Source organism: Cohnella kolymensis, assembly GCF_000829465.1.
GTDB classification, from domain to species: Bacteria; Bacillota; Bacilli; order Paenibacillales; family Paenibacillaceae; genus Cohnella; species Cohnella kolymensis.
On sequence record NZ_JXAL01000002.1, the window covers coordinates 1 to 19,931 of the forward strand.

Genomic DNA, 19,931 nt, shown 5'->3' on the forward strand with positions numbered 1-19,931 from the left:
CTTTTATATTTACATAGAGGGGACAAAGTGAATTTGTATAAAGTAGTTGTGTTGGATATCGACGATACTTTGCTGTCTGATAGCGGCCAGATATCCGACGAAACCAAGGACGTGATCCAACAGATTATTCATCGGAACAAGATTACCGTCGTTCTTGCCACGGGAAGAATGTTTGTTTCCGCCCAAAAAATAGCTGCGGAGCTTGGAGTTGAGGCACCGATCATCGCCTACCAAGGCGCGCTGGTGAAAAGCCAATCTGATGGTCGAGTATTGTATGAGCGAGTTGTGGATCCTGCCAGTGTCAAATCTATCATAGAGTATGCTGAGAGTAAGCATTTTCATTTACATATCTACAGTAAGGATGTTCTCTATGTAAAGGAAGAAAATGATAAAGTGCGGCGATATTCGGATATGCATGGAGCACCCTACACCGTAATACCCGATTTTTATGAGTTGATTGAGTCTCCTGTCAGCAAGATGCTGCTCTTTGAAGAACCTGAAACTCTTGATCAAGCCATAAGAGAGTTGCTTCCAACTTTGAAAGAAAGCTGTTATTTAACAAAATCGAAGCCGTTCTTCTTGGAAATCTTGCATCGTGAGGTGAATAAAGGGGAAGCTCTCAGGATGTTTCTTAAGGATCAACAATGTTCGCAATCGGAAGTATTGGCCATCGGAGATAGTTGGAATGACAAGGAATTGTTCAAAGCAGCTGGTTTCACCATAGCAATGGGCAACGCAATAGAAGAATTAAAAGAAGCAGCGGATTACGTAACGAGCACGAATAATGATGATGGAGTGAGAAAAGCACTTGAAAAATTCATATTAAATGTAGGAAAATGATAGCAATTCCATATCATTTACAAGAGGCGGCTGCGAATTGGATATCAACAGTGTAATGAACTGGCTCAACTGGCTTTTTGGTGTAATTGGCGTATTTGGGGTTGTTTTATCGATTCATTATGAACAAAAATCTAAAAAGCTCGAAAGATTAAAAAAGACATTGACTTGGACGGAGCTGCAAGCGGGTACCAATGACGTGTGCAAGGATTTGAAAAGAAAGTATCAATTCGATTTGATATTGACCCCTAATTTACGTGGAGGGATAATCGCCGAATTGGTCGCGGATCATTTTGATCGGCATATCCCGATTTTTGTGGGACAAATATTTTGGAAGGAATTAGCTGGTGAAATTCCCACCATCCCGCAACATTTTATGTGCGTGACCGGTAAATGGGTGATTTATATTCCTGAGAGCATAGTCGCGTTCAAGGATCGCAAGTTATTAATTGTGGATGACTTCGCCATGTCAGGTGATACCGTCCTAGGTATTAAGGAAAAGCTTGCAGCCAGAGGCTTTGACTTGAACAACATCAAGACGTTCAGTCTAATTACAACGCCGATTGCAGTAAAAAGCAATAAGGCACCTGAATTTTATTGGAAAAAAAGTGCGGACGACGATAGTTTTTATTTCCCTTGGGGAAAAGCTAGATAGGGATCAAAAAGGGCATCGATTAGATGCCCTTTTAACTTACCTTCTCACGGGTTGACATCGTGCATTGTAGTAACTACAATGGTTACAACGGAGTGATTCTAAGTGAAGCAGATCAGCAGCAGATTTTCCGTAGCCGTTCATATCCTTTCATTGATCGCTGTCAGTCCCAAGGAATGTACCGGGGATTTTATTGCGGATAGCGTGAACACGAACCCTGTTATTATCAGAAAGATTATGGGGATGCTTAAGAAGGCGGGTCTGGTCGAGGTTCGCCCCGGGGTCGGCGGCGCTTCCTTGCTGAAGGATCCGGATCAGATTACGCTTCTCGATGTGTACCGCGCCGTGGATGTAATCGAAGATGGACAGCTGTTTAACTTTCATGATGAGCCGAATCAAGACTGCCCGGTGGGTCGAAACATCGAATCCGCGCTCCGGTCGGAGCTTAGGGATGCCCAATCCGCCATGGAACAGAGGCTGGCTCAGGTAACGTTAGACCAACTGACCGTACAATTTCATTAATTAAAGCTCAAATGGGCTTTTTTTATATACCAGTTGTAATCACAATTGTTATAACTATAATGTTTACAACCAGAAAAAAACGGAGGCGCAAAGATGAAAATTTTAGTTACAGGTGCAACAGGTAAATTCGGTTCGTTCGTAGTGGAGTCCTTGTTGGAAGCCGTACCCGCCGAGAATGTAGCGGTTAGTGTTCGCGATCCGAAGAAAGCGGAAGGCTTCCGTGCCCGCGGGGTGGCAGTTCGTCATGGGGATTTCGATCAACCGGAATCATTGGAAAAAGCGTTCGAAGGTGTAGACCGTTTGCTTATTGTTTCCGCCGACGGAGACAATGAAAGTCGGATTCGCCAGCATCTCGCTGCAGTATCTGCTGCCAAACGCGCTAACGTACGATTGATCGCTTATACCAGTCTTGGAAATGCAGGTGAAAGCACGCTGTTCCTCGCACCTGTGCATCAAGAAACGGAAAAAGCGATTCGTGAAACCGGCATTCCTTATTCCTTCTTACGCAACAACTGGTACTTAGAGAACGAAGCAGGCACCGTTCAAGCGGTCTTGGCAGGAGCACCTTGGCTGACTTCGGCGGGATCCGGCAAAGTGGGCTGGGCGGCCCGCCGCGATTATGCGCAGGCGGCTGCAGCCGTCCTGGCCGGCAAGGGTCATGACAATACCATCTATGAGCTGTCGGGCAGCCCGATCACGCAGGAGGAGCTGGCTTCAATCCTTGCCGGTGTCCTTGAGCGCGATGTCCCCGTACAACAAGTGGATGACGAGACTTATGCCGGTGTCATGGCAAATGCAGGCGTGCCCGAACCGGTCCTTCCGATTGTTGTCGGCATCCAAAGCGCGATTCGCGAGGGTGCTTTGGATATCAAGAGTGATGATTTAGTGAAATTGCTTGGCCGACCGGCTACCCCGCTCAGCGAAGTTCTTCGTCAAATCGTGAGCGATATTAAGTCTTAAGCACTCGAACGAACCAAAGGCTATCCCGTAAGGTCTAATAAGACCAGAGGGATAGCCTTTTTTTATTAATCCGCATACAAATACGATTTCACATCATATCCGACAAAAGCTTTCCAAATGATGTTGTACGGATAGCTCCAGTCGATCTCGTAGCCCCCAAACATCTCGTGCAGCCGGTTGTTGTTGAAGATGATCGAGCCCTTTTGATCAAAAGCCACTCCGTCCACCCATAGCATCCGGTCATCAGACACGAAATCATGAAACATATGGTTGTTGGGCGTGTAAACCCCGATTCCCTTCCTCTCAAGCATCGTGTAAAACACATTTCCTTTATTATCGGCGTGCATTCCATCGGTGGTCGTGCGCTTGCTGCCAATGGCCCGGACTGCCCTGCGGATATCTTTCAACGACGTATTGAAGTTTCTTAAAAGCGAAGTATCAATGGCATAGAGATTGCGCCCCGTAACCTGACAGTAATACAACGTGGAGCGGTCCGCCGACAGGGCAATGCCATCTGCTCCGATGCGAAGCGGTTTATCTTTGTATACCGGCATATAGTCAATTTGAAAATGAAAATCCGGAAATTCCTGTGTACTGTAATGCCGATCAAGCACCCGTCTGAGTTTTCCCGTCTTCATGTTGTAAACGATGATTCCGCCGTCAAGCGGATGATCCGGCCAACCGCAACCGGAGTCGGTTATATAGACGAACCCGTTCTTATTGTCCACAACCAAGTCGTTCAAAAAAGAAGTCCGATACGGTGCGATCTCATTCGGGATGATAATCGAGTCGAGCAGACGATTGGTGTTTAAATCCCAGACGATGAGCTTCTGTGATCCCTCCGGCGATGGCGCATACGCAATTTTCCCTTGATCGAGCAGCCACACCCGGTTAAGTTCATCGATTTCATAGCCCAGAACGGATTGAAGCACACTGACATTTCCCGCCTGATTCCATTCCCAGCTCGGAAAGGCATCCAATACCGGTTTTCCATCCTTGATAACAATTCGATTCATCGTGGAAGGGATGCCGTGCGCCCATCGGGGGACCGAAACATAAAACCGGCCTTGTGCGTCGACTTTTACTCCGGCAGGCATCGCCTTTCTCCAGTATTGATTGGCTTCAAAATCCTCTTTCACCCTTGGATTCGGAAAATTCCAATCCAGTCGATTCCAATGGAAGATCATTTGATATTGCCCTATCGGATTGGCTCTTATGTTATGAATCATATATAAACCTCCCACGATCGTTAACCAAGATTCTCGATCTTATAGGTATATGCCTATAGGGGAAGATGGTGCGTGTTCGGCAAATGCAGGAAAGGAAATGAAGAAACCACTCTTAAAAATAGATTCCATAAAATTAGGATTATCAGCAGTTACTCGTTGGATTTGTTCATAAATAGCATTGAAGTCGGTCTAATTATCCGTATCTTTAGTTGCAAGCTCGTCGAGAGACCATTGAATCTCAATTGTAGATTCCGTGTGAAAGTTGATCGATTTAGAAATATTTAAGAATTGTTTATGTGCGGTTTAGAACCGTTTTATAGGCAGTTTAGAAGAGGGGGTTAAGATGAATCTATGGAAGCCGAGAGGACATTCCACAAAATAAGAAGCACGGCACTTTGCCAAATCAAAGTAGCTCGATGCACAAATCCAAGGAGGAATTGGTATGAACAAAAAAAATTGCAATGATCGGAGCGGGGGCGGCGCTTGGCAGTATGCTGCTGGTGTCATCGGTGTACGCGGGAATCGGGACTGCGGCAGGCTATGATACTTACAAATCAGCCATCAAGAATACAGCTGCTGTGGCCAATGTCACCGAGAAGGTGAGCATGTCTGTAGTGGATAACGGAAAAGTGCTGCTGCAAGTGAATTCGACGGTGAAGTCCAACAAGGTAACGGATACGGACAGTGCCGACATTACTCTGCAGAGCGGAACTACCGCGCAGAACCTCAAAGTGTACAATCAGAACGATACTCACATCATGAAATCGGGCAGCTCCAACGTGTACAAAGTCTTCGAAATGGATCAAGAGCACCGTGACATGATGAACAAACACAGAGATCAGATGGAGAAGCATGACCCGGCTATGGCCGAGCAAGTGGAAAACGTGATCGATGCTCTGATGGGTAATCTCAAGAACAAGGTGACGCTGGCGAACAACGGCGCCTCTAAGGAAGTGGCGCTCAATCTAACGGGAAGCCAAATCCCTGCTGTCGTGAATGCCGTCGGCTCGGTGCTTGTTAAAGAAGGCGCACGTGACCACGCCGAGGAGTTTGACGCGCACGGCGCAGATTCCATCGTTATAGATGTGGAAACGATAAAAGATAGTCTTCCGAAGCTGTCGGATGATATCAAAATCGAGTCGGTCAAGTTGAACGCAAAGGTCAACGCCGACAACCGCATCACGAACCAAGCCGCGGAAATCGCGATCAGCGGAAAAGACGCCAGCGGAGCTGCGCATAAAGTCGTGGTGAAACTAAACGCGGACCTGTCCGCTTTTAACAGCACAACTCCGGATACCGTTGACTTGACCGGCAAACAAGTGGAAAAGTTGAGCCCTTCAAAGCATGAATGGCGATCAATAGTATGAACGGTTAAGTGTGGAGAGCGTCTGAGCATCAAAGCAACACGGGACGCTCTCCCATTTTCAAATTAGAAAGGAGGCCGGTTTAATGGATCAGATCGTGCAATTGGAAGGACTAACGAAGATGTTTCGCAATGGACGGGGAATTCATGACATTAGCCTGAACGTGCAAACGGGTGACATATACGGCTTTTTCGGGCCTAACGGTGCAGGGAAAACGACAGTCATGAAAATAATGGCTGGGTTAAGCAGAGCGGATAAAGGCAAGGTGCGGTTGTTCGGGCACGACGTCGTCACGCATTACGAGCAGGCTATGGCCAGCGTAGGTGTGCTGATTGAAACGGCGGAAGCTTATCATTACATGAGCGGCAGAAGAAATTTGGAGCTTGCAGCGAGAATGTATCCGCATGTCGACAGCAATCGCGTGGATGAGGTGCTTGAATTGGTAGGGTTAAGAAGCTATCAGCATGAGAAGGTGGGCCATTATTCACTCGGGATGAAGCAGCGGCTTGGTCTGGCTTCAGCCATTGTGGCAAGACCCGAGCTGCTTATTCTGGATGAGCCGACGAATGGGCTCGATATCGAGGGCATGGTTCAGATTCGTGAGATCATCATGCAGCTGGCCCGCGAGGAGAAAATCACCTTCTTCATATCCAGCCATCTCATTCACGAGATGGAGCTGATGTGCAATCGGATCGCCATCCTTTACGGCGGTAAGCTGATAACCGAAGGATATAAATCGGAACTGCTGCAAGGACGATTCAGCTCGTTGGAGGAGCTTTTCCTTCATGAGGTATCACAAGAAAGGAAGGCGGCTGCCCATGCATAGCTTGTATGCCAGCGTGTGGAACGAAACGCTGAAGATTGCTTATAAGAAAAAGACGCTGTTTTTCATGATCATGACTCTGATTATTCCTGCAGGGGCCGCTTTGCTGCTCGCCAACGTGCAGGGCAATCTCGGCATTAGTGCCGTTTCGTCCAGTGACTTTCCGATTGTGATGCTGAATTTGTTTACAGCGATATTTTTGCCCCTCTTCGTATTCATGGGTGCGGCCGACCATTTCTCAGGGGAGATCAGCGATCGGACACTGAAAGTGATATTGACGAGGCCCATTTCGCGCTTTAAAGTATTTGCAGCCAAACAAATCTCTCTAGCTATGTATATTGCCGCGTATTTACTTATCGCTTTGATCGCCTCCGTCGTTTCGGCTTTTTTCTTGAGCGGCGTCATGTCGGGATTTGCTGTTCTTGATTGGTTAATCGCTTACGGGACCGCTTTTGTGCCGCTTGCAGTGCTAAGCATCACGGCCGTTCTATTGGCGCAATTTTTTACGAGCAGCAGCGGAGCTTTAACCATTAGTATTCTGCTGTATATAGCGGCTAAGGTTGGCGCGTTCTTTTTCCCGCAGGCATTAACGTATTCCCCGACATCGTATATGGATTGGCACATGCTTTGGCTCGGCCGCCCGATGCCGTCAGGAGAGTTGTGGAGTATCTGTATGTTTTTGCTGGCGTGTAGTATATTGTTTTTTACGGCAGGGTTTTATTTGTTCGATAAAAAGGAGCTTTGAGGATGTCCATTCGCGTGCGGCTAGTACTCTCTTATTTGGCTATGCTTCTGGTACCGGTCGTGCTCGCGGTGGTGGCCGTTCTCATATTCCTGCTTGTCAATGGATCGTCTGGGGATCCCTTTAAAAATGCATTTGAGCAGGAAGCGGGAATCTATGCCGATATGAAGCAGATGAGTGCACGCGAGCCGGAGTCTTTGCTTCAGCGGTCTGTTGCGCAAGGCTTTGATCAGCGTTTGAACGAGATTGATATGAGGCTCATCATCCGTGTCAATCATGACATTGCTTATGCATCGCCTTATCTGGATCGGACCGCATGGGAAGGACGATTGCCGCAATACGGAACCATTTTGGACCAACATACGCAGATGCATGGCGATTTATGGATTACCCGCCATGAGGATTTTCTATTGCCGGACAACAAGCAAGGCTCAATATTCGTAATTGCGGATATGGCCACGATGCAAAAGACTTTCCGCCACTATATCATATGGGTCATTGTCGGTGTGCTTTTGATTCTCGCTCTGACCAACGGGGTGCTGACGTATCTCGTTTCACGCAGCATTATTCGTCCGCTCAGAGCATTACAGAGAGCAACCGAGGAAATTAAAGAAGGAAATCTGGACCATCAGGTAAAGCCGCAGTCTAAAGATGAAATCGGCCAGCTTAGTGCCGCCTTTGAAGAAATGCGGAAAAAGCTCAAGGAATCGGTGCGACTGCAGCTGCAGTATGAGGAGAACCGTAAGGAACTCATCTCGAACATTTCGCATGATTTAAAAACTCCGGTTACGGCCATCAAAGGCTATGTGGAAGGCATTATGGACGGCGTAACGAATTCTCCAGATAAACTGGATCGCTATTTGAAGACCATTCATACCAAAACGGTAGATCTCAATAGAATGATAGACGAACTGTTTTTATTCTCGAAGCTGGATCTGGGCAAGGTACCGTTTAACTTTGAAAAGGTGGATATAGGCGGTTATCTGCGGGATTGTGCTCAAGAGATACATTTTGACATGGAACAGAAGGGGATCAAGCTGAAGCTGGATACGGTGCCGAAGGGCAGCAACATCTTCGTCAAGGCGGATCGCGAGAAGCTGAAGCGGGTGCTTACAAATATATTAGAAAACGCAATGAAATATATGGATAAGGAGGACGGTAAAATCGAAGTGGGCGTCACCTTTCCGGACGGCGAGGCTGTAATCAGCATCAGCGATAACGGTCAAGGCATCGAGGCTGCTGCGCTTCCGCATATTTTTGACCGGTTTTACCGCGCGGATCCTTCACGCAACTCTACTACCGGTGGAAGCGGACTTGGATTGTCGATTGCGAGGCAGATCGTAGAAGAGCATGGGGGCCGGATATGGGCCGACAGTGAGCTTGGCATGGGTACAACTGTGTACATTTCGCTGCCGGTATGGAGTCAGCGTGAAGGAGAGGGAGCGCAGGCATGAGCAGCATTCTGATTATTGAAGATGAACAAAGCATTGCAGAGCTGGAGCGGGACTATCTAGAGATTAACGGCTATACCGTAGCCATTGAGAACAGCGGAGATAAGGGGCTCCAGCGTGCGCTCACCAGCGATTACGATCTCATTATTCTCGACCTCATGCTGCCTAAGGTCGACGGGTTCGAGATTTGCCGCAGAATCCGAAGCGAGAAGGATATCCCGATCCTCATGGTTTCCGCCAAAAAGGAAGACATCGACAAGATCCGGGGCCTCGGCCTTGGCGCAGACGATTACATCGTCAAGCCCTTCAGCCCGGGTGAGCTCGTCGCCCGGGTAAAGGCTCATTTGTCGCGGTATGAACGGCTCAGCGGACGGGGCGAGTCGCGCAGCGATGAGATACAGATTCGCGGCTTACTGATCAATAAAGCCTCCCGCCGCGTTCTCGTGAATGAGAAGGAGGTTACTTTTACGACCAAAGAATTCGATCTGCTGCTCTACCTAGCCATGAATCCTAACCGGGTGTACAGCAAGGAGCAGCTGTTCGATCATATATGGGGCATGGACGCGCTTGGAGACATTGCTACTGTCACTGTACATATCCGCAAGCTGCGCGAAAAGATTGAGCTGGACCCGTCCGATCCCCAATACATCGAGACGATTTGGGGGGCAGGCTACCGGTTTCAAGTATAATAATCTAAAACACACAACGATGTTGATTTGGAGGGGTTATTAGTGGAGATAGGTTTAAGTACATTTGTTGAGACATCGCCGGACGTTAAAACCGGTGAGGTGATGAGTCATGCACAGCGGATCCGTGAGGTTGTCGAGGAAATCGTACTGGCAGACAAGGTCGGGTTGGATGTGTATGGCGTAGGTGAGCATCATCGCAAGGATTATGCGGCGTCTTCTCCAGCAGTTGTACTGGCTGCCGCTGCGTCACAAACGAAACGCATAAGGCTTACAAGTGCGGTCACGGTGCTCTCATCTGACGATCCGGTGCGCGTGTTTCAGGATTTTGCTACGCTCGACGGGATCTCGAACGGACGTGCGGAAATTATGGCGGGCCGGGGATCATTTATCGAGTCATTCCCGCTGTTTGGATATGATTTAAACGACTACGATGAATTGTTCGAAGAAAAGTTGGAGCTGCTGCTGAAGTTACGGGAGACTGAGAAAGTCACCTGGAAAGGCGGACATCGGCCGGCAATTGAAAATCTAGGCGTATATCCGCGTCCGGTTCAGAATCCTTTGCCGGTGTGGATCGGCAGCGGGGGAAATCAGGAGTCTGTTGTCCGGGCAGGCCTGCTGGGACTGCCGCTCGTTCTGGCTATTATCGGAGGAAGACCGATACAGTTTGCGCCGCTTGTGGAGCTTTATAAGAAAGCCGCGGCTCACGCAGGTCATGACGCATCGAAGCTGCCGGTTGCGTCGCACTCGCACGGTTTCATTGCCGAGGATACCCAAACTGCCGCGGATAAGTTTTTTCCTTCTACCCAGGCCAGCATGAATGTGATCGGACGGGAGCGGGGTTGGGGGAATTACAGCCGTGCAAGTTACGATGCCGCGCGGAGCTTTGAAGGAGCGTTGTATGTCGGCGATCCGGAAACGGTTGCGCAGAAAATCATTCACCTTCGCAAGAACGTGGGCATCACACGCTTTTTTCTACATGTACCGCTTGGCACTATGCCTCATGAGGACGTGATGAGAGCGATCGAGCTGCTCGGAACAGAGGTAGCGCCGCGGGTTCGAGAAGAAATATCAAAATGGGAAGCTGAGAACGAAGATAAGTAGTAACCCTGGGGCATCATGTAAAACACAACCTAACGATGGGGAGGTATGTTCAACGATGAATTCCAATGCGCTTGAGAATACATACATTGTCATCACAGGGGCTTCCAGTGGTCTTGGCTATGCTATGGCTGAAGCTTTACTTCAGGCCGGAGCAACCGTGGCACTCGCCTCAAAGCAGGGGAGCAAGCTGAATGACGCCGTCAATCGTTTGAAGCTGCAAGGGTACCCTGCCGTTGGGCTACCTCTAGATGTACGTTCTGAACAATCCGTTGAGGAAGCGGTTCAATGGGTTAACAGAGAGTGGGGAAGGCTGGACGTCCTGATCAACAACGCAGGCATTGGCATGAGGACGGTAAATCCGCGTTTTCTGGTCGAGCCCCAGCCTTTTTTCGAGGTGACGCCGGAGGGTTTCCGAAATCTGATCGATACCAATCTCACAGGTTATTTCTTAGTGACCCGAGGTTTTGCGCCTTTGATGATTAAACACGGCAAGGGCCGGATTATTAACATTTCCATGAACCATGAGACGATGAAAAGGAAGGGGTTCGTTCCTTACGGGCCATCTAGAGCCGCAACAGAGTCCCTTTCTTACATCATGGCGGAGGATTTGAAGGAGTATGGGATTACGGTGAATATGCTCTTACCTGGGGGAGCCACGATAACGGGAATGATTCCGGATGACATCCGGAAAGATGCCGAATCGCAGCTTCAGTTGCTAGACCCGGCCGTAATGGCTGAACCGATTGTATTTTTGGCTTCGGCGGAAGCAGAGGGCATGACAGGGGAACGGATTGTCGCCGTAGACTTCAACAATTGGCTTCAACGGAGAGGGTGAGGCGGCATCCCTCGCGGTATCTCACACATCCTCAATAAAACACCTTACTATGAAGGAGATCGAGCGCACGTTCGATTTCCTTTAACTCTGCCTCGGGAATATTTTTGATGCGTTGAACAAATCGAGACTCAATGCGTTGAAAAGCCTCGTTCATCAACGCTTCTCCCTTTTCAGAAAGCCGGATAAATTGCTTGCGCCTGTCTTCACCATCGGTAATTTTTTCGCATAACTGTTTTTCGTTTAATTTTCTCAGTTCACGGCTCGTGTTGGGCATGGACATATGCATACAGTCACTGATTTCACTAAGCGTAACCGGCTGACTGATTGCAATGTATTCTAGAATCTTATATTGAACAGGCGTAATCGCTTCGAATTTCACATCTTTTGTCATCTCATGAGTTACTTGATGAACGGCGGCCGTGAAGGCCACGAATTTGTGGAACAGTGGGTTCTTGTCCACTAGATCACCTCCACTGACACGATAGCAAAAATGTTATCACATAACAATTATCAATTGACAACTAAAATAACCATGTGTTACCATTTGCTTATCAAATGATAAGTAAAGGGGCTTTTTACTTTGAAAATGCTCATTATTTATACACATCCGAATCATCGCAGCCTAAGTTATGCATTTTTACAAGAAGTCATCAGGGGCAGCAAAGAGAATACGAGCATACAAGAGGTAAAGGTTTTGGATTTGTATGAGGAAGGATTCGATCCGGTCTTGGTTTTTAATGAAAATAAACGCAGGAGAGATATGCATACCGACCCGGATCTTGCTGTATACAGGGATCAGCTTATGTGGGCCGATAAAATTGTTTTTGTATATCCGATTTGGTGGGGACGTCCTCCGGCTATGCTTATGGGATATATAGACCAGCTGTTTGCTTCGGGATTTGCGTATAAGGATACGGGAGGACTTTTGCCGGAGGGTCTTTTAAAGGGGAAGTCAGTGGTTTGCATTTCCAGTATGAAGGGACCGGCTCTTTATCCGTTGTTATGGCTGTATAACGCCCACAAAACATTAATGCGAAAAGCACTATTTCATTACGTAGGCATCAAAAAAGTGAAGTTCTTTGAGTTCGGCAGCATGGAGAGTCCTCGGGGCAGGCATAAACAAAAACTGAATAGGATCTATCGCTATTTTAAAACGGTTAATGGTTGAACGGATACTTATATCATTCTGTGTATATTTGGATCATGTCTACGACTGTTGTATAGTGGAAATAAATATCGATAAGCGGATGAGGAAAAGAAGAGGCGAATAGATGAGTCAACAAGGTTTTAAAAACTATAAATTAAGCGAAGAAATCGTAAAAGCATTGGATACCTTGGGATATGAGAATCCAACAGAGGTTCAAAGTAAAGTCATACCGATCGCGCTTGAAAAGAAAGATCTTGTCGTGAAATCACAAACGGGCAGCGGTAAGACGGCGGCTTTCGGAATTCCGATTTGCGATATGATCGATTGGAATGAAAACAAGCCGCAAGCGTTAATCCTATCCCCAACTCGAGAGCTTGCTGTTCAAGTGAAAGAGGATATTACGAATATCGGACGATTTAAACGAATTAAAGCAACTGCTATCTATGGGAAGGAACCATTCAATAAACAAACTGCAGAATTAAAACAAAAAAAGTCACGTAGTCGTCGGGACTCCCGGACGTGTGCTGGATCATATTGATAGAGGGACACTCGCGTTAGAGCGCTTGGAATTCCTTGTCATAGATGAAGCTGATCACATGCTGAATATGGGATTTATTGAAGAGGTAGAATCGATTATTAAGAAACTGCCTGGTGATCGAGTGACTATGTTATTTTCTGCTACTTTACCGAATGATGTGGAAAAATTAAGCCGTAAATATATGAAAAACCCTGTACATATCGAGATCAAATCGACGGGAGCAACGACGAATAAAATTGATCATTTTCTTGTGGAAGTGAGAGAAGCTGATAAATTAGACGTTCTTAAAGATGTCATCGTTGTTCAAAATCCGGATAGCTGCTTTATTTTTTGTCGAACGAAAGAACAGGTGGATCGGGTTTCTGAACAATTAGCCGCTTGGGATTTTCCTAGTGCTAAAATTCATGGGGGCATGGAGCAAGAAGATCGTTTTGAAGTTATGAATGGTTTTAAAAGAGGAGAGTTTCGTTACTTGGTGGCTACTGATGTAGCTGCGAGAGGCATTGATATCGACAATATTACGCATGTCATCAACTATGATTTTCCTGAAGAGAAAGAAAATTATGTGCATCGCACGGGAAGAACAGGACGCGCAGGTAAAGTCGGAAAGGCGATCACATTCATCACCCCCAATGAAGAAAAATGGCTGGCAGAAATTCAAGGCTATATTGGCTTTGACATACCTAAAATGAAGATTCCTTCAAAAAATGAGGTATCACTTAGACAAGCAGCTTTTGAAGAAAAAATCCAAGATCAGCCCAGCCCCAAGAGAGCTAAAAGTGAGCAGTTAAATGAACAAATCATGAAGCTGTTTTTCAATGGCGGCAAGAAAAAGAAGCTGAGAGCCGTAGATTTCGTTGGAACGATTGCCAGAATTGAAGGCGTCACTGCCGAGGATATAGGCATTATTACGATACAGGATATGGCCACCTATGTTGAGATATTGAACGGTAAAGGGCCTCTTGTCCTGCAAGCTATGAAGGATACAACCATAAAGGGTAAGCAATTAAAAGTTTACATAGCAAACAAGTGACAAAGGTTGAATAACAGATAGAGGACGTGAGCTTTCGTGATAAACATAACCATTCCAAAACCGGACGTTAGCATTACCAAACAGGTTGATCCTGAGGAAAGCAATATTTACGGATTTACCGATTTTCACCTGATTACTAGAGAGTTAGGTGGCATTTTTATGTTTTACAACGACAACGATGAATTATTGTTTGTCGGCAAAGCGAGGAAACTAAGACCAAGAATCAAAAAACATTTTGAGGATTCTGTATCCCCGATCAAAACGCATAGAGACGAAGTAACGAAAATCGATGTCTGTATCGTCGAAGACCCAGTCCACAGAGAAATTTATGAAACGTATATTATTAATGAACTCAAAGCGAAATACAATGAAGATAAAGTGTTTTTCGAACGTCTTAACTAACAGCTTTCCACGAATCGATGATTGTGTAAGAAAAAAGGCACCTGCGGGTGCCTTTTAAATTGCCTTTGCTTTAGTAAGTCTATCAATGGTTTTTAACATTAACATGATGCCTTTTCTGCTGTAACGAAGATGATTTAGACCTCCGATTATGTAAGTATCCGTGGCCGGGTGGTAGAACATAAAGGTGCCGGTTGACCCCGCATTTCCCCAGGCATTATATCTTTGCGGCATCAATATCGGAACGGTTTTAATATTCATCAAGCCATAACCGTAATCAATGCCCATAAAAAACTTCGCCCAATCTTTCATTTTATTAAAAGTATCTTCGCTGAGAATCTCGCCATGGGCCAATGCTTTCATGAACTTAAGCTGGTCTGCGGTTGTCGAAATCATTCCGCCCCCGGCAAACATAATGGTATTACTCCGGTATTGTAAAATGTCGATATTGCGTCCATATAATCCGGCTGCAGGATATTCGCTTTTTTCTATGGGTTCGGAATAATTAGCGAAAGAGGAGTGATGCATTTCGCAAGGTTCAAAAATATAATGACGAAGTGCTTCGTGGTAAGGTTTAGTCGTTATTTTCTCTACAATTAATCCCAAAAGATGATATCCGGTGTCCGAATAGTGAAACCCTTTTCCGGGAGGGAAATGGGATTCCAAATGTTCTTTGGACCATTGAATAACTTCCTGAGGCGTCCATGAACGGGATGGTTCTTCAAACATCATCTCTACCATGTTCTTGCCTTGCTTCGACTTATCCTCCATAAAATCATTCAAACCGGAAGTGTGATTCAACAAATGCTTGATTTTGATATCATGGGTATAATCCTTACCCTTGTAAATATGTAAGCCCCGGAGCAGCTCAGGATCTACATACAAAGATATGTAATCTTCGAATGATACCATGCCTTTCTCAACCAATATGCCGACAAGAACAGAGGCAAACAGCTTACTTACGCTGGCAATATAATAAGGTTGATTGGGATTCGCAGGTATACTGCCGCTCGAGCCTTCTGCGATACGAAGATCGATGCCCAGGTTGTCAGAGTGGACTAACAAATACGCATTGCGTATGTTAGCGTCGGCCCGTACTCTTTTTCTAAAATAATCGGTAATCAATGACTGTACTTTTTCCTTCTCCATTACGCTCCACTCCCAGTGTTTTTATCATTCTTGCGCAAGTGGGCAGCGGTAATTATATCTCCGCCTGCGCTTTGCAAAACCTTGATCAACTTCTCTTCATCGTAATCCTCTGGCAGCAGTCCATTTACATCCATCACGGAAAGTCCCAATTGAAAAACCCTCATTTTGAAAAAAATCTCCGTCAGTTCCTCATCCGTGAACCCATTCAGCTGTGCATCTTGTTTCATTAATTCAAGGATGCTGCTCATATCCGGCTGCGCCTCATTTATATAGGTGTTCTGTTTCATAACCATATCTCTGAAGAAAACGCTGAATTCCCTGGCAAACTTCACACTGACGATACCTATATTGAGAAAAGGATTTTCGCTGTATGGCGTCCTCAACATCTCCTGGAAAATTCCCTGAATCTTATCGAGTACGGCCTTCTTCAGCTCCTCGATATCTGTGAAGTTTACATAGATGGGAGCAATCGAGCTCCCCATTTTGTCAGCCACCTTTCTGATCGTGATCTGGTCAATTCCTTCTACTCGGGCTATTTCAAATGCGGTGTCAATGATCTTTTCCTTTGAAAATTTCGTCTTGGGTGGCATAGGCATCTCCTAAACTGCGTTGTGTAACACTTGTTATGTAACACATGATATATAATAATCAATAAATTGTCAACATTTAACATTGGAGTAATCAATACAGCAATCTAGAAGAAATCCCGACCCATTATTTTTGGTAATATTTAGTTAAATACAATTGAAAAAGGAGCAACCTACAATGCAAAAAATCAGCACGTGCTTGTGGTTCGATGGCAATGCGGAAGAGGCCGTCCATTTTTACATGTCTATTTTTAAAAACTCAAAGATTGAGAGCATTATGTACTATGGAAAAGCGGGGCCAGGAGAAGAGGGAACGGTATTGTCCATGACATTCCAGCTTGATGGACAACAATTGATGGCACTAAACGGGGGCCCACAGTACAAGTTCACGCCAGCCATATCGTTCTTCGTGAGCTGTGAGTCACAGCAAGAGGTCGACGAACTGTGGGAGAAACTCTGCGAAGGTGGAGAAAAAGGCAGATGCGCATGGCTTACGGACAAATATGGTGTGTCATGGCAGATCGTTCCTACTGCCTTAGGCGACATGCTGCAAGACAAGGATGCTGAGAAAGCGGCAAAAGTGATGAGGGCCATGCTTGAAATGGATAAGATCGACATTGAAATTCTCAAGCAAGCGTATGCAGGATAGCGCATAGCATATCATCGGATGGCTACGACAAAAGGCACCTTACGCAGGTGCCTTTTATGCTGCCGTTATAGTCAGCGGGGATTATATGAAATTCTGTTTATGCTCTGTTTCCGTGTATACGGATATGAGTACTATTGCCAGATCCTCGCCAATGTTTTTCACGAGATGGGGCGTGCAGGCATTCCAACTGAATGAATCTCCTTCGCCGAATTCAGCTGCATCTTCTCCCTGCTCCGCGTAGATCTTCCCTTTGATGACGAGATGTACTTCTTCTCCTTCATGAGCATGCGGAGCTTCACCGGTCGAAGCTCCTGGCGGAAACTCGACGAGCATCATCCTTACGCTTTTTGTCGCGCTTAAGTGCTCCACTTTTAATTTGTCGGTACCGCTTGTCGTGATCAGACGGTCCTCTTGGCGCACGAAATTCATCCGCTCTTCTTTTCGCAGCAATAAATAAGCCAAGGGTACTTTTAACGCTTTTGCGATGCTTTCCAGCGTCGAGATCGATGGTGATGTTTTATTATTTTCAACTTGGCTCATGAACCCTTGAGATAATCCCGTTTCTTCACATATTTGATTTATCGTTATATTTTTTCTTTTACGAATGGCTCGTACGGTGGATCCGATGTCCATGAGTTTCCACTCCTAATAATATTAGTTATACATATTATAGATTGATATTAACAATTTTTCTATTGACACGCCAGTATGAAAACATTTATATTACTCATATGAAATTTTTATGATTATTACTAATACAACTGAGGTGGAGAAAGTGATGACAAAAACAGCAATCGTAACGACCATTATACGTATAGTAATGGGTATATTGTTTCTCGCGCATGGAATCAGCAAATTCCAAATGGGATTGGGAAATGTGGATGCTTGGTTCGACTCTATGGGTGTCCCCGGATTCTTGGCTTATATCGCGGCAGTGCTTGAATTGATTGGCGGCATTTTGCTTATTATCGGTCTCTTTTCGCGTTATGTATCGGTTCTTTTTATTATCATGCTTATTGGTGCTATTATTACGATGAAGCTTTCGGCAGGTTTGCTCGGTAATGGCCAAATGGCCGGCTACGAGTTGGATCTCGCTTTTATGATGGCCGCGCTTTATTTGAGTGTTGCCGAGCCTGCACCGCTGTCTATTGATCACTTGTTTATGAAAAAACGAAGTGCATAAACCACGATATTGAGGAGATCGACTCTCATGAAACCAGCTTACCATTACGAAATTCATCTGCCGTCCAATATGGATCCGAACAAAAAATATCCCGCAATCTTCACGCTCCATGGAAAAGAATCCAACGAGAAAAATATGTTTGGTCTAGTGGCACCGTTGTCCGAAGATTTTATTATTATCGGAATTCGAGGCGATCTGACTTTAGGGGCCGGTTTTCAGTATTATGAGCTGAAAAGTCTAGGAAATCCTATTCGTGAGATTTTTGATCGTGCCGCTCAGCAATTGGAAACCTTTATTGGTTATGCCACTGAAAAGTACCCGATTGACTTGAATAAACGTTATTTGCTCGGTTTCAGCCAGGGTGCGATCTTGTCCATGACACTTGCGCTTATGATGGGTGATCAATTAAAAGGAATCGTTGCGTTAAACGGTTATGTTCCGGAATTCGTGAAGACAGAGTATCCGACCCGAAGCGTCGAAGGCTTATCGGTGTTTGTCTCTCATGGGGAATTCGATACGGTATTCCCGCTGAGCGTCGGACATGAAACAGCGGCCTATTTTCAGAAATTGACACCCAACCTGACGTTCAAAACCTACCCGACCGATCATGGCGTGTCCGAAGAGAACCAACAGGATTTTGTGAATTGGCTTAAAGGGGACGCCGGTATCTAATGCTTCAGCCTGTAGATGCTTCATTTTTTCAACAATCCGCGCTTGATTTAGCCCCTGCACTACTCGGCATGCTGCTTGTGAAGGAAACGGAATCGGGTACGGCCGCAGGATGGATTGTGGAGACGGAAGCTTATGTCGGACCGGAAGATCGCGCCGCGCATAGCTTCGGCAACCGGAGAACTCCAAGAACTGAAGTCATGTTCGGGCCGCCGGGTTACGCGTACGTGTATGTGATGCATACTCACACGCTCATTAATGTCGTAAGCGGTAAGGCAGGCGAGCCGGAGGCCGTCTTGATTCGAGCCGTCCAGCCAGTTACAGGCATCGAACTGATGTATGAACGCCGCGGATACGTGAAGAAAGAACAAGATCTTACGAACGGACCGGGCAAACTCGCCAGATCGTTAGGGATTACGAAAGAGGATTACGGCAGGCCGCTCTTCGAACGTCCGCTTTTTATTGCGGAAGGAAGAGAGGTCAACGCCATAATGACGGGTCCTCGGATAGGAATTGACAATAGCGGTGAAGCCAGAGATTATCCTTGGCGTTATTGGGAGTTGGGAAATCCATTCGTCTCGAAATGAGCGCGGGGAAACCTTTAATTGAAGGGGTTCGATAGCTTGCATATACTCGCCAAAGAGCTCAGCAAGTTCAACGAGATTGTGGTGTTCGAGACAACCGAGTTATATGGAAAGCTGGGGAAATTTCGCTGCTTACGGTTTGCGGATGAGGCCATTGAGGGCGTCGTTGACTTGAAGAATCCCGAGCGTGTCGTGCTGGAATATCAGAAAGCCGTATTTCATTTGATGGAGTTCAACGCAGAGTATTTCCAGAACGTGTTCATTATTGGGCATGGGATCGGGATGATTGCCGGCCATTATCCCGACAAGCGTATTAAAGTCGCAGAAATTGACGCACAAGTTCTGGAGGTTAGCAGGCGATTTTTTAATTATCGGATGGATAATGTCGTCATTGGAGATGGCCGTGAGATTCTCAGCAATGAAGAATCGCAGGCGTACGATTTTATTATTATGGACGCATTTACTCAAAAGGGTACGCCTATGCAATTTACAACACTGGAGTTTTTCAAATTGACCAGCGAAAAGCTTGACTCCCAGGGTCTTTTTATCATGAATCTTATGGGAAAAGCAAAAAACGACAGGTATACTGACGCGATCTTCAGCACACTGAAAGAAGCTTATAGGTTCACTAGAGCGTTCTTCCTGCCAGGGGCGAATGCCGCCGACACCGGGAATATCATTATTGCCGGCAGCAACAGGACAATAGAATTTCAACCGAACGAGATGGGCGGCTTTATTGAGATCGATCTAGGACAAGGACATCTCATCATGGACGGCTAGCACGATAT

At 46.1% G+C, this 19,931-nt stretch carries 23 protein-coding genes and 1 pseudogene; 19 read left to right on the top strand and 5 right to left on the bottom strand.

The genetic code is table 11. The features are described from left to right. From SD71_RS03720 to SD71_RS03735, 4 genes are all read left to right on the top strand, one after another. A partial coding sequence (locus SD71_RS03720) for a Cof-type HAD-IIB family hydrolase (protein ID WP_052475916.1) occupies window positions 1–840 on the top strand: 840 nt, incomplete at its 5' end. 37 nt (window positions 841–877) lie between these two features. Continuing rightward, entirely contained in the window at window positions 878–1,492 is a 615-nt protein-coding gene (locus SD71_RS03725; RefSeq protein ID WP_041059870.1) for a phosphoribosyltransferase, read from the top strand. A gap of 102 nt (window positions 1,493–1,594) precedes the next feature. Next, window positions 1,595–2,011: an Rrf2 family transcriptional regulator gene (locus SD71_RS03730; RefSeq protein WP_041059873.1), complete on the top strand. Its 417-nt coding sequence runs from the start codon at window positions 1,595–1,597 to the stop codon at window positions 2,009–2,011. Window positions 2,012–2,104: 93 nt separating this feature from the next. Beyond that, window positions 2,105–2,971 (top strand): SDR family oxidoreductase, encoded by an 867-nt coding sequence (locus SD71_RS03735; RefSeq protein WP_041059875.1) that lies wholly within the window; start codon window positions 2,105–2,107, stop codon window positions 2,969–2,971. Window positions 2,972–3,036: 65 nt separating this feature from the next. Here SD71_RS03735 and SD71_RS03740 read toward each other — a convergent pair whose 3' ends face one another. Beyond that, window positions 3,037–4,200, bottom strand: coding sequence for an L-dopachrome tautomerase-related protein (locus tag SD71_RS03740; protein ID WP_052475917.1), 1,164 nt, complete (start codon window positions 4,198–4,200; stop codon window positions 3,037–3,039). 461 nt (window positions 4,201–4,661) lie between these two features. Here SD71_RS03740 and SD71_RS03745 point away from each other — a divergent pair, with 461 nt between their 5' ends. The 7 genes from SD71_RS03745 to SD71_RS03775 all read left to right on the top strand — a co-directional run bounded on the left by SD71_RS03745 (window position 4,662) and on the right by SD71_RS03775 (window position 11,205). After that, the gene (locus tag SD71_RS03745) at window positions 4,662–5,567 is read left to right on the top strand and encodes a hypothetical protein (RefSeq protein ID WP_041059881.1); all 906 of its coding nucleotides are present in this window, start codon (window positions 4,662–4,664) and stop codon (window positions 5,565–5,567) included. Window positions 5,568–5,649: 82 nt separating this feature from the next. After that, window positions 5,650–6,390 carry an ABC transporter ATP-binding protein gene (locus SD71_RS03750; RefSeq protein WP_041059883.1) on the top strand — a complete coding sequence of 247 codons (741 nt, stop codon included), beginning with the start codon at window positions 5,650–5,652 and terminating at the stop codon, window positions 6,388–6,390. After that, complete coding sequence (locus SD71_RS03755) at window positions 6,383–7,132, top strand: ABC transporter permease (protein ID WP_041059886.1); 750 nt, start codon at window positions 6,383–6,385, stop codon at window positions 7,130–7,132. The genes SD71_RS03750 and SD71_RS03755 overlap by 8 nt, the downstream gene beginning before the upstream one ends. Before the next feature lie 2 nt (window positions 7,133–7,134). Beyond that, a complete protein-coding gene (locus SD71_RS03760; RefSeq protein ID WP_041059889.1) occupies window positions 7,135–8,583 on the top strand; it encodes a sensor histidine kinase in 1,449 nt (482 codons plus the stop codon). Continuing rightward, on the top strand, window positions 8,580–9,269 hold the full coding sequence (locus SD71_RS03765; protein ID WP_041059894.1) for a response regulator transcription factor: 690 nt from the start codon (window positions 8,580–8,582) through the stop codon (window positions 9,267–9,269). The genes SD71_RS03760 and SD71_RS03765 overlap by 4 nt, the downstream gene beginning before the upstream one ends. Window positions 9,270–9,311: 42 nt before the next feature. Beyond that, the gene (locus SD71_RS03770; RefSeq protein WP_041059897.1) at window positions 9,312–10,370 is read left to right on the top strand and encodes an LLM class flavin-dependent oxidoreductase; all 1,059 of its coding nucleotides are present in this window, start codon (window positions 9,312–9,314) and stop codon (window positions 10,368–10,370) included. Window positions 10,371–10,425: 55 nt separating this feature from the next. Beyond that, a complete protein-coding gene (locus tag SD71_RS03775; protein WP_041059899.1) occupies window positions 10,426–11,205 on the top strand; it encodes an SDR family NAD(P)-dependent oxidoreductase in 780 nt (259 codons plus the stop codon). A 31-nt stretch (window positions 11,206–11,236) separates the two neighbouring features. Here the strand turns inward: SD71_RS03775 and SD71_RS03780 are convergent, their stop codons facing one another. Further along, the gene (locus SD71_RS03780) at window positions 11,237–11,665 is read right to left on the bottom strand and encodes a MarR family winged helix-turn-helix transcriptional regulator (RefSeq protein WP_041059902.1); all 429 of its coding nucleotides are present in this window, start codon (window positions 11,663–11,665) and stop codon (window positions 11,237–11,239) included. A gap of 120 nt (window positions 11,666–11,785) precedes the next feature. Here SD71_RS03780 and SD71_RS03785 point away from each other — a divergent pair, with 120 nt between their 5' ends. The 3 genes and pseudogenes from SD71_RS03785 to SD71_RS03795 all read left to right on the top strand — a co-directional run bounded on the left by SD71_RS03785 (window position 11,786) and on the right by SD71_RS03795 (window position 14,325). Continuing rightward, window positions 11,786–12,373 (top strand): NAD(P)H-dependent oxidoreductase, encoded by a 588-nt coding sequence (locus SD71_RS03785; RefSeq protein WP_041059905.1) that lies wholly within the window; start codon window positions 11,786–11,788, stop codon window positions 12,371–12,373. A gap of 103 nt (window positions 12,374–12,476) precedes the next feature. Then, a pseudogene (locus SD71_RS03790) lies at window positions 12,477–13,923 on the top strand (DEAD/DEAH box helicase). A 36-nt stretch (window positions 13,924–13,959) separates the two neighbouring features. Beyond that, the gene (locus SD71_RS03795; protein WP_041059908.1) at window positions 13,960–14,325 is read left to right on the top strand and encodes a nucleotide excision repair endonuclease; all 366 of its coding nucleotides are present in this window, start codon (window positions 13,960–13,962) and stop codon (window positions 14,323–14,325) included. 54 nt (window positions 14,326–14,379) lie between these two features. On the opposite strand, the gene SD71_RS03800 is transcribed toward SD71_RS03795, so the two are convergent. After that, window positions 14,380–15,471, bottom strand: a complete 1,092-nt coding sequence (locus SD71_RS03800; RefSeq protein WP_041059911.1) for a serine hydrolase domain-containing protein — start codon at window positions 15,469–15,471, stop codon at window positions 14,380–14,382. Continuing rightward, a complete protein-coding gene (locus SD71_RS03805; RefSeq protein ID WP_041059914.1) occupies window positions 15,471–16,061 on the bottom strand; it encodes a TetR/AcrR family transcriptional regulator in 591 nt (196 codons plus the stop codon). Before SD71_RS03805 ends, SD71_RS03800 begins: the two co-directional genes overlap by 1 nt. Before the next feature lie 175 nt (window positions 16,062–16,236). Here SD71_RS03805 and SD71_RS03810 point away from each other — a divergent pair, with 175 nt between their 5' ends. After that, window positions 16,237–16,707: a VOC family protein gene (locus SD71_RS03810; RefSeq protein WP_041059917.1), complete on the top strand. Its 471-nt coding sequence runs from the start codon at window positions 16,237–16,239 to the stop codon at window positions 16,705–16,707. 81 nt (window positions 16,708–16,788) lie between these two features. Here SD71_RS03810 and SD71_RS03815 read toward each other — a convergent pair whose 3' ends face one another. Next, a complete protein-coding gene (locus tag SD71_RS03815; RefSeq protein ID WP_041059920.1) occupies window positions 16,789–17,340 on the bottom strand; it encodes a helix-turn-helix domain-containing protein in 552 nt (183 codons plus the stop codon). A gap of 142 nt (window positions 17,341–17,482) precedes the next feature. Here SD71_RS03815 and SD71_RS03820 point away from each other — a divergent pair, with 142 nt between their 5' ends. Genes SD71_RS03820 through SD71_RS03835 form a run of 4 tightly spaced genes read left to right on the top strand, consistent with a single transcriptional unit; the run spans window position 17,483 to window position 19,923 of the window. Further along, the gene (locus SD71_RS03820) at window positions 17,483–17,890 is read left to right on the top strand and encodes a DoxX family protein (protein ID WP_082034022.1); all 408 of its coding nucleotides are present in this window, start codon (window positions 17,483–17,485) and stop codon (window positions 17,888–17,890) included. A 27-nt stretch (window positions 17,891–17,917) separates the two neighbouring features. Further along, entirely contained in the window at window positions 17,918–18,562 is a 645-nt protein-coding gene (locus tag SD71_RS03825; protein ID WP_041059926.1) for an alpha/beta hydrolase, read from the top strand. Then, the gene (locus SD71_RS03830) at window positions 18,562–19,146 is read left to right on the top strand and encodes a DNA-3-methyladenine glycosylase (protein ID WP_041059929.1); all 585 of its coding nucleotides are present in this window, start codon (window positions 18,562–18,564) and stop codon (window positions 19,144–19,146) included. The genes SD71_RS03825 and SD71_RS03830 overlap by 1 nt, the downstream gene beginning before the upstream one ends. Before the next feature lie 18 nt (window positions 19,147–19,164). Further along, window positions 19,165–19,923, top strand: a complete 759-nt coding sequence (locus SD71_RS03835; RefSeq protein WP_235426979.1) for a spermidine synthase — start codon at window positions 19,165–19,167, stop codon at window positions 19,921–19,923. The last annotated feature ends 8 nt before the right edge of the window (window positions 19,924–19,931 follow it).

Excerpts from the sequence above, each read along its gene's own strand:
- SD71_RS03815 (WP_041059920.1), bottom strand. The coding sequence starts at position 17,340 with ATGGACATCGGATCCACCGTACGAGCCATTCGTAAAAGAAAAAATATA.
- SD71_RS03805 (WP_041059914.1), bottom strand. The coding sequence starts at position 16,061 with ATGCCACCCAAGACGAAATTTTCAAAGGAAAAGATCATTGACACCGCA.
- SD71_RS03775 (WP_041059899.1), top strand. The coding sequence starts at position 10,426 with ATGAATTCCAATGCGCTTGAGAATACATACATTGTCATCACAGGGGCT.
- SD71_RS03825 (WP_041059926.1), top strand. The coding sequence starts at position 17,918 with ATGAAACCAGCTTACCATTACGAAATTCATCTGCCGTCCAATATGGAT.
- SD71_RS03765 (WP_041059894.1), top strand. The coding sequence starts at position 8,580 with ATGAGCAGCATTCTGATTATTGAAGATGAACAAAGCATTGCAGAGCTG.
- SD71_RS03750 (WP_041059883.1), top strand. The coding sequence starts at position 5,650 with ATGGATCAGATCGTGCAATTGGAAGGACTAACGAAGATGTTTCGCAAT.
- SD71_RS03800 (WP_041059911.1), bottom strand. The coding sequence starts at position 15,471 with ATGGAGAAGGAAAAAGTACAGTCATTGATTACCGATTATTTTAGAAAA.
- SD71_RS03810 (WP_041059917.1), top strand. The coding sequence starts at position 16,237 with ATGCAAAAAATCAGCACGTGCTTGTGGTTCGATGGCAATGCGGAAGAG.
- SD71_RS03755 (WP_041059886.1), top strand. The coding sequence starts at position 6,383 with ATGCATAGCTTGTATGCCAGCGTGTGGAACGAAACGCTGAAGATTGCT.
- SD71_RS03740 (WP_052475917.1), bottom strand. The coding sequence starts at position 4,200 with ATGATTCATAACATAAGAGCCAATCCGATAGGGCAATATCAAATGATC.
- SD71_RS03830 (WP_041059929.1), top strand. The coding sequence starts at position 18,562 with ATGCTTCAGCCTGTAGATGCTTCATTTTTTCAACAATCCGCGCTTGAT.
- SD71_RS03735 (WP_041059875.1), top strand. The coding sequence starts at position 2,105 with ATGAAAATTTTAGTTACAGGTGCAACAGGTAAATTCGGTTCGTTCGTA.
- SD71_RS03745 (WP_041059881.1), top strand. The coding sequence starts at position 4,662 with ATGATCGGAGCGGGGGCGGCGCTTGGCAGTATGCTGCTGGTGTCATCG.
- SD71_RS03760 (WP_041059889.1), top strand. The coding sequence starts at position 7,135 with ATGTCCATTCGCGTGCGGCTAGTACTCTCTTATTTGGCTATGCTTCTG.